Raw genomic sequence first — 13,529 nt, 5'->3', positions numbered from 1 at the left:
GCACGCAAGCCGCGTTGGTGTAAGGGCTCTTCCCGCGCCTCGCCGGGTCCCGTCCGCCCTGCCCGGGACTGTACGGCTCGCGGGAGCCCAGGAACGTCGACGACATGCTGGACATGAGTTGGGGCGAGGTGATGCTGATCGGCGGCGTCGCCCTCATCGTGATCGGGCCGAAGGACCTGCCGAAGGCCTTGCGCACCGTCGGGCAGATCACGGGCAAGCTGCGCCGCATGGCCGGCGAGTTCCAGATGCAGTTCAACGAGGCGATCCGCGAGGCCGAGCTCGACGAGGTGCGCCGCGAGGTCGATGGGATCAAGCGCACGGTCGGGTCCGGCACGCAGGGCTTCAACCCGGTCCAGACGATCCGCGACGAGCTCAAAGGTGCGATCGAGGCCCGCGAGGGACGCACTGCACCGCAGCCCGGTTCGGGCACCCTCGCTGAGGCGACCGCGCAATTGCGGGCGGAGACGGGATATGGCGGCCAGGGGGGCAGCTACGACGTGCCGCGTCCTCCGCTGCCGGACGCCTCGGCCGTCGATCCGATCGCTTCCGATCAACCCGCCAGACCGCCGGGCGCCTGAGCCATGATCAACGAGGCGGATGAGGCCGAGATCGAGGCCTCGCGGGCCCCGCTCATCGAGCACCTGATCGAGCTGCGCTCGCGGCTGATCAAGTCGCTCGTCGCGTTCGTGGTGATGTTCTTCGGGTGCTTCTTCTTCGCGAAGGACATCTACAACATCCTCGTCCACCCCTACGTCTCGGTGGTCGGCGCGGAGAACGCGAAGCTCATCGCGACGCACTTCCTCGAGCAGGTCTTCACCAACATCAAGCTCTCGGTGTTCGGGGCGGCCTTCCTCGCCTTCCCGGTGATCGCGACGCAGATCTACGCCTTCGTGGCGCCCGGCCTCTACCGCAACGAGCGCAAGGCCTTCCTGCCCTACCTCGTCGCGACGCCGATCTTCTTCGTTCTCGGCGCGCTGGTGGTGTTCTTCCTCGCCATGCCGCTGCTCATCAAGTTCTCGGTGAGCCTGCAGCAGGTCGGCGTGGCGGGCGAGCCGACGATCGCGCTCCTGCCGAAGGTCGACGAGTACCTCTCGCTGATCATGACCCTGATCTTCGCCTTCGGCATCGCCTTCCAGCTGCCCGTGATCCTGACGCTGCTCGGCCAGATCGGCGTAATCGACTCGGCCTTCCTGAGGGAGAAGCGCCGCTACGCCATCGTCCTCGTCTTCGTGGCTGCGGCGATCCTGACCCCGCCCGACGTGATCTCGCAGCTCTCCCTCGCGATCCCGATGCTGCTGCTCTACGAGGCCTCGGTCCTGTCGGTCTCCCGCATGGAGAAGCTGCGCGCGGCGCGCCGCATCGCCGAGGGGCTGGAGCCTTAGGGCGCATCCCGGTCGGCCTTCCGCTCGGCGGCAGGCCCGGTTCGTCGATGCGCCTCCGGCCTTGTCCCGCGGGGAGCGATGCTGCAAAGCGTCTGCGCCCAGGATCAGAGCCGTCCCATGCACGACATCCGCGCCATCCGCGAGAACCCGTCCGCGTTCGATCACGACCTGCAGCGGCGCGGGCTCCCGCCCCTCTCCGCCGAGTTGATCGCGCTCGACGAGGCCCGCCGCGGCGCCGTCTCGGCGGCGCAGGGAAACCAGGAGCGGCGCAATGCGCTCGCCAAGGAGATCGGCGCGTCCAAGAAGGCGCGGGACGAGGCGCGGGCGCAGGAGCTGATGGCGGAGGTCGCCCGGCTCAAGGAGGAGGCGCCTGCCCTCGACGCGGCGCAAGCGCAGGCCGCCACGGCGCTCGACGAGCGCCTCGCCGCGATCCCGAACCGGCCGAAGGCGGATGTTCCGGAGGGGGCGGACGAGCACGGCAACGTCGAGTACAGCCGCTTCGAGCCGACCCATCCCTGGCTGGAGACGGGCCGTCAGCATTTCGAGATCGGCGAGGCCGCCGGGCTGATGGATTTCGAGGCGGCCGCCAGACTCTCCGGCTCCCGTTTCGTGGTGCTTAAGGGTCAACTCGCGCGGCTGGAACGCGCCCTCGGCCAGTTCATGCTGAACCTGCACACGGAGGAGCACGGCTACACCGAGGTGGCGCCACCGATCCTCGTGCGCGACGAGGCGATGTTCGGCACGGCGCAATTGCCGAAATTCCGGGACGACCAATTCGCGGCGGGCGACGGCTACTGGCTGATTCCCACGGCGGAAGTCCCCCTGACCAACCTCGTGCGCGAGAGCATCCTGTCCGAGGACGAGTTGCCGCTGCGCTTCACCGCCCTCACGCCCTGCTTCCGGGCGGAGGCCGGTGCGGCGGGGCGCGACACCCGCGGCATGCTGCGCCAGCACCAGTTCAACAAGGTCGAGCTCGTCTCGATCACGGCACCCGAAAAGTCGGCCGAAGAGCACGAGCGCATGCTCGCCTGCGCCGAGGCCGTGCTGAAGGCGCTCGAACTGCCCTTCCGGGTCATGACCCTGTGCACGGGCGACATGGGATTTGCATCGCAGAAGACCTACGACATCGAGGTCTGGATGCCCGGCCAGGAAACCTACCGCGAGATCTCCTCCTGCTCCGTCTGCGGCGAATTCCAGGCGCGGCGGATGAACGCGCGCTATCGCCCGAAGGACGGCAAGCCCGTTTATCTCCACACCCTGAACGGCTCGGGCGTCGCGGTCGGCCGCGCCCTCATCGCCGTCATGGAGAATTACCAGAACCCGGACGGCAGCGTCACGATCCCGTCCGCGCTCCAGCCCTATATGGGCGGCCTCAACCGGATCGAGGGACCGAAGATCTGATGCGCATTCTCGTCACGAACGACGACGGCATCCACGCGCCGGGGCTGGAGACGCTGGAGACCATCGCCCGCCACCTCTCCGACGACGTCTGGGTGGTGGCGCCGGAGACCGACCAGTCCGGCGTCTCGCACTCGCTCTCGCTCAACGATCCCCTGCGCCTGCGCCAGGTCTCCGAGAAGCGCTTCGCCGTGAAGGGCACGCCGTCCGACTGCGTGATCATGGGCGTGCGTCACATCCTGCAGGAGCGGGGGCCCGACCTCGTCCTCTCGGGCGTCAACCGGGGCCAGAACGTCGCGGAGGACGTGACCTATTCGGGCACGATCGCGGGCGCGATGGAGGGCACGATCCTGAACGTGAGGTCGATCGCGCTGAGCCAGGCCTACGGCGTGGGCGGGCGCGGGGCGATCAAGTGGCATTGCGCGGCCCATCACGGGCCGACGGTGATCGCGAAGATCCTGGAGACCGGCATCGAGCCCGGCATCCTCGTCAACGTGAACTTCCCCGATTGCGAGCCGGAGGAGGTCGTGGGCATCGCCGTGGCGGCGCAGGGGCAGCGCAACCAAGCCCTGCTCGCCATCGACGCGCGCATGGACGGGCGCGGCAATCCCTATTTCTGGCTCGCCTTCGCCAAGGCCCGCTTCGAGCCCGGCCGCGGCACCGACCTCAAGGCCATCGCCGAGAACCGGATCTCGGTGACCCCGCTGCGCCTCGACCTGACCGACGAGCCGACGCTGACGCGCTTCGCGCAGGCCTTCGCCGAGTAGCCGGAACGCGAAGCGGCGCCTTTCACGCTCCCCGCCTCTGGCTCAGACCGTCGCTTCCGTGCGAGCCTGCCCCGGTGACGAGCGCAGACCCGACATCCCTTCCCGACGACGCCGGTAGCCCCGTCGAGAACGCCGCCTTCGTGCTGGCCCTGCGGGAGCGGGGCGTTCGCGACACGGGCATCCTGCGCGCGATGGAGCGCGTGCCCCGGGAGCGCTTCGCACCGGCGGCCCACCGGGAGCTGGCCCGGCGTGACCTCGCCCTGCCGCTGCCCTGCGGCGCCACCATGACGGCGCCGACGACGGTCGCGGCCATGCTGGTCGCGCTCAACCTCGCGCCGGGCCAGCGGGTGCTGGAGATCGGCACCGGCTCCGGCTACGCCACCGCCCTGCTGCTGCAGCTCGGCGCCGCCGCCGTGACGAGCCTCGAACTCTATGCCGGCCTCGCGGCCGCCGCCCGCGAGCGGCTGGGGCCGGGAGAGGGCCTGCGCGTCCTGCGGGCGGACGGGCTCACGGCGAGGGGGGAGGGGGCTTACGACCGCATCCTGATCAACGGCTCGGTGCCGAGCCTGCCGGAGGGCTTGATCGCGGCGCTGGCGCCCGGCGGCCGGCTCGTCGCCGGCCTCGCCGCGACGGGCCGGGGCGGGATCGGCCGCCTCGTCACGGTGCTGCGGGGGGAGGAGGGGGTGTCCGAATCCCTCGGAGCGCCCCTGCGCCTCGTGCCCCTGCAACCGGGACGCGCCGCGCACGCCTGAGACGGTCCCCTCTCAGGCTCCGAGAGATCCGTTGGAACCGTACCTCGGCGTCCGGACGGGGCCGAAGGGCTCTCGCGAGGCCCCTCTCCGCCCGCTGTGCCCGGATTGCAACCCAAGGGTCGGCAAAGGTTCCGTCACCTCGCGAAACAGGGTGAACGGGAACGGTTGCTTAACCTGAATCCGATTTGAATGACGGCATCAAGTTGCGTCAGGCAAACGGGTGCGTCGATGCGGGTTCGCGGGGCTGGTCGGGGGATGCGGACGCTGTCGCGCTTCGCCCTCATCGGAGTGATCGGTGGCGGCGCTGCCGCCTGTTCCTCGGACGCCTCGCGGCTCGGGGATCCCTTCGTCAATCCGTTCGCCTCGAACCTGTCGAGCGAGCCCTCCGCCACGGGCAGCCTGCCCGAGAACGAGGCGGCGCCCGCCCCCGCGATCCGCACGGGCCGCATCCAGTCCGAGGCGCTCGGCGCACCGGCGAGCGCGCCTCTCAGCCCGGCCGCGCCGCGGCCCGCCCTCTCGCGGCCGGCGCAGCCCCCAGCCCAGAGCACCCGAGTCGCGGCGACCGGCGCCGCCGGCTGGAACGCGCAGGGCGGCACCCGGATCACCGTCGCGCAGGGCGACAGCCTGAACCAGATGTCGACCCGTTACGGCGTACCGGCCTCGGCCATCCTCTCGGCCAATGGCCTGACCAGCGCCGCGCAGGTGACGCCGGGCCGCCAGATCGTGATCCCGGTCTACACCGCCTCCGGCATGAACCCCGACGCGATGACGGCCCGCACCGTGCCGGCCGCGCCGCAGGAGCGCCTGCAATTCTCGAAGGGCCCGAAGCCCGCCGACAAGGCCACGGACGCCAAGGCCGCGGACGTCAAGGCCGCGGACGTCAAGGCGCAGGCCGAGAAGGCCCAGGCGGAGAAGCTGCAGGCCGACAAGGACGCGAAGCGCCGGGCCGAGAAGCTGGCCGAGGCCAAGCTCGAAGCCAAGCGCGAGACGGAGCGCAAGGAGGCCGAGGCCCGCAAGCTCGCCGAGGAGAAGGCCCGCAAGGAGGCCGCCCAGAAGGAAGCGGCGAAGAAGCACGTTCGCCCCGGCCAGACCGCGAAGGTCGAGCCGAAGGCTGAGGTGAAGGCTGAGATGAAGCCCGATCCGAAGGCGGAGGCCGCCGCGAAGGCGAAGATCGAGGCCGCGCGGGATGCGGCCAGGAAGCTCGCCGAGGCCAAGGCCGCCAAGGAAGGCGCCGAGAAGGCCGCGAAGGAGGCGAAGGAGGCGAAGGAAGCGGAGAAGGCCGCCAAGGTCGCGGCCGCCAAGCCCGCTCCGGCCCCCGAGAAGACGGAGCCGTCCGCGACGGGTTCGGTTGCCGCGGCCGCGCCCGACCAATCCTTCCGCTGGCCGGCCAAGGGCCGGGTGATCGCGGGCTACGGCTCCAGCGGCAATGAGGGCATCAATATCGCGGTGCCCGAGGGCACGGCGGTGAAGGCCGCCGAGGACGGCACGGTCGCCTATGCCGGCTCCGACGTGAAGGGCTACGGCAAGCTCGTGCTGGTGCGCCACACGAACGGCTACGTCTCGGCCTACGCCCATAACGGCGAGATCGACGTGAAGCCCGGCGAGAAGGTGAAGCGCGGCCAGACGATCGCCAAGTCGGGCGCCTCGGGCAACGTCACCTCGCCCCAGCTCCACTTCGAGATCCGCAAGGGCGGCTCGCCCATCGACCCGATGTCGCAGCTCGCCAGCAACTGACGCGGGCCGTCTCGGACGCAGAATCGCGAAGGGGCGGTCCCGCCGGGGCCGCCCCTTCGCGTTCCGGGCCTCAGCCGAGGCGCTGGCCGAGCCGCCCGGCGAGGTCCTGGATGAACTGGAAGGCGGTGCGGCCGGAGCGCGAGCCGCGGGTCACGGCCCATTCGAGGGCTTCCGCCCGGACCCGCTCGGGCTCGGCCGTCAGGCCGTAGCGCTCCACGTAGGCGCGGATCATGGCGAGGTACTCGTCCTGGCTGCACTTGTGGAAGCCGAGCCAGAGGCCGAACCGATCGGACAGGGAGACCTTCTCCTCCACCGCCTCGCCGGGATTGATGGCGGTCGAGCGCTCGTTCTCGACCATCTCGCGCGCGAGGAGATGCCGCCGGTTGGAGGTGGCGTAGAACAGCACGTTCTCAGGCCGCCCCTCGATGCCGCCGTCGAGCGCCGTCTTCAACGACTTGTAGGAAGTGTCGTCGGCGTCGAAGGAGAGGTCGTCGCAGAACACGATCCAGCGGTGCGGGTCGGCCCGCAGCGTCGCCATCAGGTCGGGCAGCGCCTCGATGTCCTCCCGGTGGATCTCGACGAGCTTCATCGGCAGCGCGCCCTCGGGGGCCTTCGCGTTCGTCTCCGCGTGCACCGCCTTGACGAGGGACGACTTGCCCATGCCGCGCGCGCCCCACAGGAGCGCGTTGTTGGCGGGCAGGCCCCGGGCGAAGCGCTCCGTGTTCTCGGCCAGCGTGTCGCGGGCGCGGTCGATCCCGGTGAGCAGGCCCATCTCGACGCGGTTGACCCGCGGCACCGGGATCAGCCGACGCTCCGGTCCCCACAGGAACGCGTCGGCCGCGCCGAGGTCCGGGGGGGCGGGCTCGCGGGGGGCGGCGCGCTCCAGCGCCGTCGCGATCCGCTCCAGGAGCGGCAGGAGCGTGTCGAGGGTCGTGGGGCTCGTCATGGGAAACGCCGCTTCGCGCCTGTTTCGGGAAGGATGGGCCGCTGTTTAGGAGGATCGAGGCTGGAAATCACCGCCCCCGCGCGACGGAAGTTCCGTCATTGGCGCGGCCGCGGCCGGGGAAGTCCGATTCGCCTCACCCATACGGCGTTGCTTTCACTTAGGCCGTGGCTATAGTCCGCGCGCTTTTCGGCCCGGCCCGGGCAGGCCCAGCAGGCCGTCGGGCAGCCGACGCTTTTTGAGGAGTCACGCGCTTGATCACCCCCGCCTTCGCGCAAGGGGCCGGCACCGCTTCCAGTGGGGCGGACATCGCCTTCCAGCTGGTGCCGTTCGTCCTCATCTTCGTGATCATGTACTTCCTGATCCTGCGGCCGCAGCAGAAGCGGGTCCGGGACCATCAGTCCATGGTCAAGAACGTGCGCCGCGACGACACCATCGTCACGAATGGCGGTCTCGTCGGCCGCGTCGTCAAGGTGACGGACGAGTCGTCCGAGATCGAGGTCGAGATCGCGCCGAACGTCCGCGTCAAGGTCGTGCGGTCCATGATCTCCGAGGTCCGCGTCAAGGGCGGCCCCGTCAAGGCGGCCTGAGCGCCGCTCACGGTGCCGGCCTGATCCCATCCCCGGCACGCAAACGACACAGCAGGACCGGCGGATGTTGCGCTTCTCCCGAACCAAGATCATCGCGACGCTCGCCGTCATCCTGATCGGCCTGAGCCTGGCCGTGCCGAGCTTCTTCCCGGCCGACAGCCGCAAGGCGTTCATGGCCGCGCTGCCGGGCTGGTTCCCGAGCTGGATCATCCCGCAGCGGGCGATCGTGCTCGGGCTCGATCTCCAGGGCGGCTCGCAGCTCCTGCTCGAGGTCGACCAGAACGAGCTGATCGCCTCCCAGGCCAAGGCGCTCCGCGACGACGTGCGCCGCATCCTGCAGCAGGAATCGGTCCGCGCCGAGGGCGGCATCCAGCTCCTGCAGCGCGGCGTTCAGCTGCGCGTGCCCGACGCGGCGGCCCGCGCCAAGGTGCTGCCGAAGCTCCAGGAACTGTCGCAGCCGATCTCGAACCCCCTCGTCGGCCAGACCGGCGGGCGCACCGTCGAGATCGTCGACCAGCCCGACGGGCCGATCCGCCTCACCCTCACCGATGCCGGCGTCAACGAGCGCACCCGCCGCGCCGTGAGCCAGGGCATCGAGGTCATCCGCCGCCGCCTCGACTCGACCGGCACGACCGAGCCCTCGATTCAGCAGCAGGGCGCCGACCGAATCCTGATCCAGGTGCCGGGCGAGCAGAATCCGGAGCGGCTCGAGAAGCTCCTCGGCTCCACCGCCAAGCTCGAGTTCCGGATGCTCGCCGACAGCCCGTCCGGCGACGTCGACCTCCTGCCCTCGAAGGACGAGAAGGGCGCCAAGGTGCCCGTGGAGCGCCGCGTCATGGCCGATGGCGGCGACCTCACCGACGCCCAGCCCGCCTTCGACCAGCAGACGCACGAGCCGATGGTGAGCTTCAAGTTCAACCTGAAGGGCGCGCAGCGCTTCGGGCAGGCGACCTCGGAGAATGTCGGTCGGCGCATGGCGATCGTGCTCGACAACGAGGTGGTCTCGGCCCCCGTGATCCGCTCCGCCATCACCGGCGGCAACGGCCAGATCACCGGCAACTTCACGGTTCAGCAGGCCAACGACCTCTCCGTGCTGCTGCGCGCCGGCGCGCTGCCCGCGAAGTTCACCGTGGTCGAGCGCCGCGTCGTCGGTCCCGGCCTCGGGCGCGACTCGATCGAGGCCGGCAAGCTCGCGACGCTCGTCGCGGCCGTCCTCGTGATCGGCTTCATGTTCCTGACCTACGGAACCTTCGGCTTCATCGCGAACATCGCCCTCATCGTCCATGTCGGCCTCATCCTCGGCCTGATGTCGGTGCTCGAGGCGACGATGACGCTGCCGGGCATCGCCGGCATCGTGCTCACCATCGGCACGGCGGTCGACTCGAACGTGCTCATCTACGAGCGCATGCGGGAGGAGTCGCGGGCCGGGCGCTCCCTGATCTCGGCGCTCCAGGCCGGCTTCGACCGGGCCTTCGCCACGATCATCGACTCGAACTCGACCATGGCGATCGCGGCGCTGATCCTGTTCTTCCTCGGCTCGGGCCCGGTGAAGGGCTTCGCCGTGGTCTTCATCCTCGGCATCCTCACCACGGTCATCACGGCGGTGACGCTGACCCGCATGATGATCGCCGTGTGGTACACTACGTTCCGCCCGAAAGCCCTGCCGTTCTGACGGCGGTGCCTTCGCCGTCGGCCCCTTGGCCGCGCCGCTCGCGACGGCGCGCCGGCCGACCTCAAGATTGACGGGCCAGGAGCCGCTTCCCCGAGCGGCACCGGCCCAGAACCCGAGACCGATCATGCGTCTGCTCCGCCTCTGGCCCGACGAGTCGCACTTCGACTTCATGCGCTACCGGCGCTTCAGCTTCCCGCTCTCGGCGCTGATGTCGGTGGCGACCGTCGTCCTGTTCCTCACGATCGGGCTGAACTTCGGCATCGACTTCAAGGGCGGCACCCTCGTCGAGCTGCAGGCGAAATCCGGCACGGCGGACGTCGCCGCGGTGCGCCACACCGCCAACGGCTTCGGCTTCGGCGAGTCGGAGGTGCAGGAGCTCGGCGGCCAGGGCAACATCCTGGTGCGCTTCCCCCTCCAGGCCGGCGAGCAGGGCCAGACCCAGGTGATGCAGAAGGCGCACGCCGCCTTCGACGCGGATTACGAGTTCCGCCGCACGGAGACGGTGGGCCCCCGCGTCTCGGGCGAGCTCGTGCAATCGGGCACGCTCGGCGTCGTCCTCTCGGTCGTCGCGGTGCTGCTCTACCTCTGGTTCCGCTTCGAGCGGGAACTGGCGCTCGGCGCCATCGTCGGCACGCTGCACGACATCGTGCTCACCGTCGGCATCTTCATCCTCACCCGCATCGAGTTCAACATGACCTCGATCGCGGCGATCCTGACCATCGTCGGCTATTCCCTCAACGAGACGGTCGTGGTGTTCGACCGGACCCGAGAGCTGATGCGCCGCTACAAGACGATTCCGACGGTCGAGCTCCTGAACCTCTCGATCAACTCCACCATGTCGCGCACCGTGATGACCTCGATCTCCACCGCCCTGTCGCTCCTGGCGCTGGTCCTGTTCGGCGGCGAGGCGATCAAGGGCTTCGCGGTGGTGATGCTGTGCGGCGTCGTGATCTGCACCTACTCGGCGATCTTCATCTCGACGCCGGTGCTGATCTATCTCGGGCTGATGCTGTCGGGCACCCGTGCCCAGGCCCGCGACCGGGCCGACCTCGCCCAGGCGGCGGAGTAGGGACGGGCGCGCCGGATGAGCGAGCCCCGCCGTCTCAACGACGGATTCGTCCCCGGACGCCACCTGATCGACGCCTATGGCGGCGGCGGATTCCGCTTCGCGGAGATGAGCCATCGCGGCTCGATCCTGGCGCTGCCCTCCGGCGTCCGCGCCTGGGAGGTGACGGAGGCCTCGACGATCGGCCGCGACGCCCTGCGCCCGGTCCAGGCGGAGGCGGGGGCGATCGACCTTCTCCTCGTCGGCACCGGCTTGGACATCGTGCCGTTGCCGGCCCCCTTGCGCGCCTGGCTCAAGGAGAACGGCATCGGCCTCGACGTGATGCAGACGGGTGCGGCCGCCCGCACCTACAACATCCTCGTGGCGGAGAACCGCAAGGTCGCCGCCGCCCTGATCGCCGTCGCATGAGCGGGATTGCGTGAGCGAGACCGAGACCAGCACCAGCACCGGCAACGGGCTCCCCTTCGCCTTCCAGCACTGCGAGGCCCTGGTGCGGGAGGGTGATGCGGACCGCTACTTCGCGACCCTGTTCGCCCCGGCGCAGGCGCGGCCCCACCTCTTCGCCCTCTACGCCTTCAGCCTGACGATCGCCCGCGTGCGCGAGGCGGCCTCGAACCCGATGGCCGGCGAGATCCGCCTGCAATGGTGGCGCGACGCGCTCCAGGGCGAGGCGCGCGGCGACGTGCGCGCCAATCCCGTCGCGGCAGCCCTGGAGGACGCCATCGTCCGGCGCCGGCTCGGCCGCCAGCCCTTCGTCGACTTGATCGATGCCCGCGTCTTCGACCTCTACGACGACCCGATGCCCCGGGTGAACGACCTCGAGGGCTATTGCGGCGAGACGGCCTCCTCCCTGTTCCGCCTCGCGAGCCTCGTCCTCAGCGACGGGGCGGAGCCCGGCGGCGCGGCGGCGGCCGGCCATGCCGGAGTCGCCTACGGCATCACCGGCCTTCTTCGGGCGCTGCCCTGGCACGCGCGCGCGGGTCAGGTCTACCTGCCGGCCGACATCCTGCGCGAACACGGGGTCACCCGCGAGGACATCGTCACCGGCCGCGGCGGCCCCGGCCTCGCCGGCGCGGCCCGGGACCTGCGGGCGCTCGCCCGCCGGCATCTCGCGGCCTACGAGGCGGCCCGGCCTACGATCGCGCCGGCCGCGCAGGCCGCCTTCCTGCCGGTCGCCCTCGTGGAGCCCTACCTCGCGGCGATGGACCGGCCGGGCTACGACCCGCTGAACACGCCCGTCGACATGTCCCGCTGGCGCCGGCTCTGGCGGCTCTGGCGGGCCGCGCGGCGGATCCGCTGAAGCCGGTGGGCCGTCCGGAGTGACAGAGGCGCGTGTTCCTCTGCAACACTCTCTGAATACATGATTAATCCGCGTTGAGCCGCCTCACCGGCTCTGCTAGCAACGCTGGACGGCCCGGCCAGAAGATCGGGCGTACGGAGGAGCGTGACGCCCGTGGAAACCTGGAATCAAGTCTACGACCCGTTCGGGAACGCGTGGCTCTCGACGCTCGCGGCCGCCCTTCCGGTCGTCGCGCTGCTCGGCATGATCGCGAGCGGCAAGGTCAAGGCCCATATCGCGGCCGTCCTGTCCCTCGTCATCGCGCTCCTCGTCGCGATCGTGGCCTTCGGCATGCCGACGGGCCTCGCGCTGCGCGCCTCCGCCTACGGCGTGGCGCTCGGCCTGTTCCCGATCGGCTGGATCATCCTCAACGTCATCTTCCTCTACCGCCTGACGGTGGAGAAGGGCTGGTTCGCCACCCTCCAGCAATCGGTCGCGGGCATCACGACGGACCGGCGCATCCAGCTCCTTCTGGTCGCCTTCGCCTTCGGCGCCTTCTTCGAGGGCGCGGGCGGCTTCGGCACCCCGGTGGCGGTGACCGGCGCGATCCTGATCGGCCTCGGCTTCTCGCCGCTCGCGGCCTCGGGCCTCTCGCTCATCGCCAACACCGCGCCCGTCGCCTACGGCGCGCTCGGCGCACCGATCCAGGGCCTCGCCTCGGTCACGGGCTACGACCCCTACATCCTCGGCGCCATGATCGGCCGGCAGCTCCCGTTCTTCTCGGTGATCGTGCCCTTCTGGCTGATCTGGGTCTTCGCGGGCTTCCGCGGCATGATCGCGATCTGGCCGCCCATCGCCGTCTGCGGCATCTCCTTCGCGCTCGCGCAGTTCCTGATCTCGAACTACATCAACCCCTGGATCGTCGACATCGGCGCCTCGCTCGTCTCGATGGGCGCCCTGGTCCTGTTCCTGAAGGTCTGGCGGCCGGCGCAGGTCTGGACCTCGCCGGCCCTGCGCGGCCACGATCCGTCCATCGGCTACGGCACCGAGCCGCGTCCCGTCGCCCTCGGCGCGGGCGTGCCCGGCGACCTGCCGCGCGTGCATACCGGCGCCCGCACCGCCACCTCGAGCGAGATCGCCTGGGCCTGGGTGCCGTGGATCATCCTGTCGGTCGTCGTCGCGATCTGGGGCACCGGCTGGTTCAAGAGCCTCGTGAACCCGATCTTCACGATCAAGTACGAGGTCCCGGGCCTGCACAACGTGATCATGAAGGTGCCCCCGGTCGTCGCCAAGGCGCATCCGGAGGCGGCGGTCTTCGCCTTCACCTACATGTCCTACACGGGCACGGGCGTGCTCATCGCCGCGATCATCTCCGGCCTGATCATGCGCTTCTCGCCCTGGCGCCTCGTCACCGCCTATCTCGAGACGATCTGGGTGCTGCGCTACTCGCTCATCACCATCGCGGCGATGCTCGCGCTCGGCGTGCTCACCCGCTACGGCGGCGTCGACGCGACGCTCGGCCTCGCCTTCGCCGGCACGGGCATCCTCTACCCGTTCTTCGGCACCCTGCTCGGCTGGCTCGGCGTGGCGCTGACGGGCTCGGACACGGCCTCGAACGTGCTCTTCGGCGGCTTGCAGAAGATCACCTCGGAGCAGCTCGGCCTGTCGGGCATCCTGATGGCCTCGGCGAACTCGTCGGGCGGCGTGATGGGCAAGATGATCGACGCGCAGTCGATCGTCGTGGCCTCCACCGCCACCGGCTATTTCGGCCAGGAGGGCAAGATCCTGCGCTTCGTGTTCTGGCACTCGATCGTGCTCGCCTGCATGGTCGGCGGCCTCGTGATGCTGCAGGCCTACGTGTACCCGTTCAACGCGATGGTCATCCACCCGTAGGGTCGGCCGCACCGGCCATGCTGCAACCCGCTCCGGCCCTCGGCCGGGGCGGG

General features: G+C 70.1%; 13 protein-coding genes. 12 read left to right on the top strand and 1 reads right to left on the bottom strand.

The features are described from left to right. Positions 1-104 precede the first annotated feature (104 nt). The 6 genes from tatB (at position 105) to E1J50_RS05925 (ending at position 6,033) form a co-directional block, all read left to right on the top strand. Positions 105-578 (top strand): Sec-independent protein translocase protein TatB, encoded by a 474-nt coding sequence (tatB, locus tag E1J50_RS05950; protein ID WP_132251379.1) that lies wholly within the window; start codon positions 105-107, stop codon positions 576-578. Positions 579-581: 3 nt separating this feature from the next. After that, on the top strand, positions 582-1,382 hold the full coding sequence (gene tatC, locus E1J50_RS05945; protein ID WP_132251377.1) for a twin-arginine translocase subunit TatC: 801 nt from the start codon (positions 582-584) through the stop codon (positions 1,380-1,382). Between the two features lie 117 nt (positions 1,383-1,499). Further along, positions 1,500-2,783, top strand: coding sequence for a serine--tRNA ligase (gene serS / locus E1J50_RS05940; protein WP_132251375.1), 1,284 nt, complete (start codon positions 1,500-1,502; stop codon positions 2,781-2,783). After that, the gene (gene surE / locus E1J50_RS05935) at positions 2,783-3,547 is read left to right on the top strand and encodes a 5'/3'-nucleotidase SurE (protein ID WP_132251373.1); all 765 of its coding nucleotides are present in this window, start codon (positions 2,783-2,785) and stop codon (positions 3,545-3,547) included. Before serS ends, surE begins: the two co-directional genes overlap by 1 nt. 74 nt (positions 3,548-3,621) lie before the next feature. Then, positions 3,622-4,299 carry a protein-L-isoaspartate O-methyltransferase family protein gene (locus E1J50_RS05930; RefSeq protein WP_132251371.1) on the top strand — a complete coding sequence of 226 codons (678 nt, stop codon included), beginning with the start codon at positions 3,622-3,624 and terminating at the stop codon, positions 4,297-4,299. A 255-nt stretch (positions 4,300-4,554) separates the two neighbouring features. Then, on the top strand, positions 4,555-6,033 hold the full coding sequence (locus E1J50_RS05925) for a peptidoglycan DD-metalloendopeptidase family protein (RefSeq protein WP_425374912.1): 1,479 nt from the start codon (positions 4,555-4,557) through the stop codon (positions 6,031-6,033). 70 nt (positions 6,034-6,103) lie between these two features. On the opposite strand, the gene E1J50_RS05920 is transcribed toward E1J50_RS05925, so the two are convergent. Then, complete coding sequence (locus E1J50_RS05920; protein ID WP_132251367.1) at positions 6,104-6,979, bottom strand: ATP-binding protein; 876 nt, start codon at positions 6,977-6,979, stop codon at positions 6,104-6,106. A gap of 251 nt (positions 6,980-7,230) precedes the next feature. On the opposite strand from E1J50_RS05920, the gene yajC reads away from it, so the two are divergent. The 6 genes from yajC (at position 7,231) to E1J50_RS05890 (ending at position 13,476) form a co-directional block, all read left to right on the top strand. Then, positions 7,231-7,566, top strand: a complete 336-nt coding sequence (yajC, locus tag E1J50_RS05915; protein WP_132251365.1) for a preprotein translocase subunit YajC — start codon at positions 7,231-7,233, stop codon at positions 7,564-7,566. 64 nt (positions 7,567-7,630) lie between these two features. Continuing rightward, positions 7,631-9,238 carry a protein translocase subunit SecD gene (gene secD, locus E1J50_RS05910; protein ID WP_132251363.1) on the top strand — a complete coding sequence of 536 codons (1,608 nt, stop codon included), beginning with the start codon at positions 7,631-7,633 and terminating at the stop codon, positions 9,236-9,238. A gap of 124 nt (positions 9,239-9,362) precedes the next feature. Beyond that, a complete protein-coding gene (gene secF, locus E1J50_RS05905) occupies positions 9,363-10,307 on the top strand; it encodes a protein translocase subunit SecF (RefSeq protein WP_132251361.1) in 945 nt (314 codons plus the stop codon). 15 nt (positions 10,308-10,322) lie between these two features. Then, positions 10,323-10,712 carry an Mth938-like domain-containing protein gene (locus E1J50_RS05900; protein ID WP_132251359.1) on the top strand — a complete coding sequence of 130 codons (390 nt, stop codon included), beginning with the start codon at positions 10,323-10,325 and terminating at the stop codon, positions 10,710-10,712. Positions 10,713-10,722: 10 nt separating this feature from the next. Continuing rightward, positions 10,723-11,604: a phytoene/squalene synthase family protein gene (locus E1J50_RS05895; RefSeq protein ID WP_132251357.1), complete on the top strand. Its 882-nt coding sequence runs from the start codon at positions 10,723-10,725 to the stop codon at positions 11,602-11,604. Between the two features lie 153 nt (positions 11,605-11,757). After that, positions 11,758-13,476: an L-lactate permease gene (locus tag E1J50_RS05890; RefSeq protein WP_405029797.1), complete on the top strand. Its 1,719-nt coding sequence runs from the start codon at positions 11,758-11,760 to the stop codon at positions 13,474-13,476. Positions 13,477-13,529: the final 53 nt, after the last annotated feature.

The organism is Methylobacterium segetis, assembly GCF_004348265.1.
In the GTDB taxonomy this organism is placed as follows: Bacteria; Pseudomonadota; Alphaproteobacteria; order Rhizobiales; family Beijerinckiaceae; genus Methylobacterium; species Methylobacterium segetis.
The sequence above is the reverse complement of the archived record's forward strand: the minus strand, read 5'-3'. Positions and strand labels throughout refer to the sequence as shown.

Excerpts from the sequence above, each read along its gene's own strand:
- serS (WP_132251375.1), top strand. The coding sequence starts at position 1,500 with ATGCACGACATCCGCGCCATCCGCGAGAACCCGTCCGCGTTCGATCAC.
- E1J50_RS05920 (WP_132251367.1), bottom strand. The coding sequence starts at position 6,979 with ATGACGAGCCCCACGACCCTCGACACGCTCCTGCCGCTCCTGGAGCGG.
- tatB (WP_132251379.1), top strand. The coding sequence starts at position 105 with ATGCTGGACATGAGTTGGGGCGAGGTGATGCTGATCGGCGGCGTCGCC.
- E1J50_RS05900 (WP_132251359.1), top strand. The coding sequence starts at position 10,323 with ATGAGCGAGCCCCGCCGTCTCAACGACGGATTCGTCCCCGGACGCCAC.
- E1J50_RS05925 (WP_425374912.1), top strand. The coding sequence starts at position 4,555 with ATGCGGACGCTGTCGCGCTTCGCCCTCATCGGAGTGATCGGTGGCGGC.
- secD (WP_132251363.1), top strand. The coding sequence starts at position 7,631 with ATGTTGCGCTTCTCCCGAACCAAGATCATCGCGACGCTCGCCGTCATC.
- secF (WP_132251361.1), top strand. The coding sequence starts at position 9,363 with ATGCGTCTGCTCCGCCTCTGGCCCGACGAGTCGCACTTCGACTTCATG.
- surE (WP_132251373.1), top strand. The coding sequence starts at position 2,783 with ATGCGCATTCTCGTCACGAACGACGACGGCATCCACGCGCCGGGGCTG.
- tatC (WP_132251377.1), top strand. The coding sequence starts at position 582 with ATGATCAACGAGGCGGATGAGGCCGAGATCGAGGCCTCGCGGGCCCCG.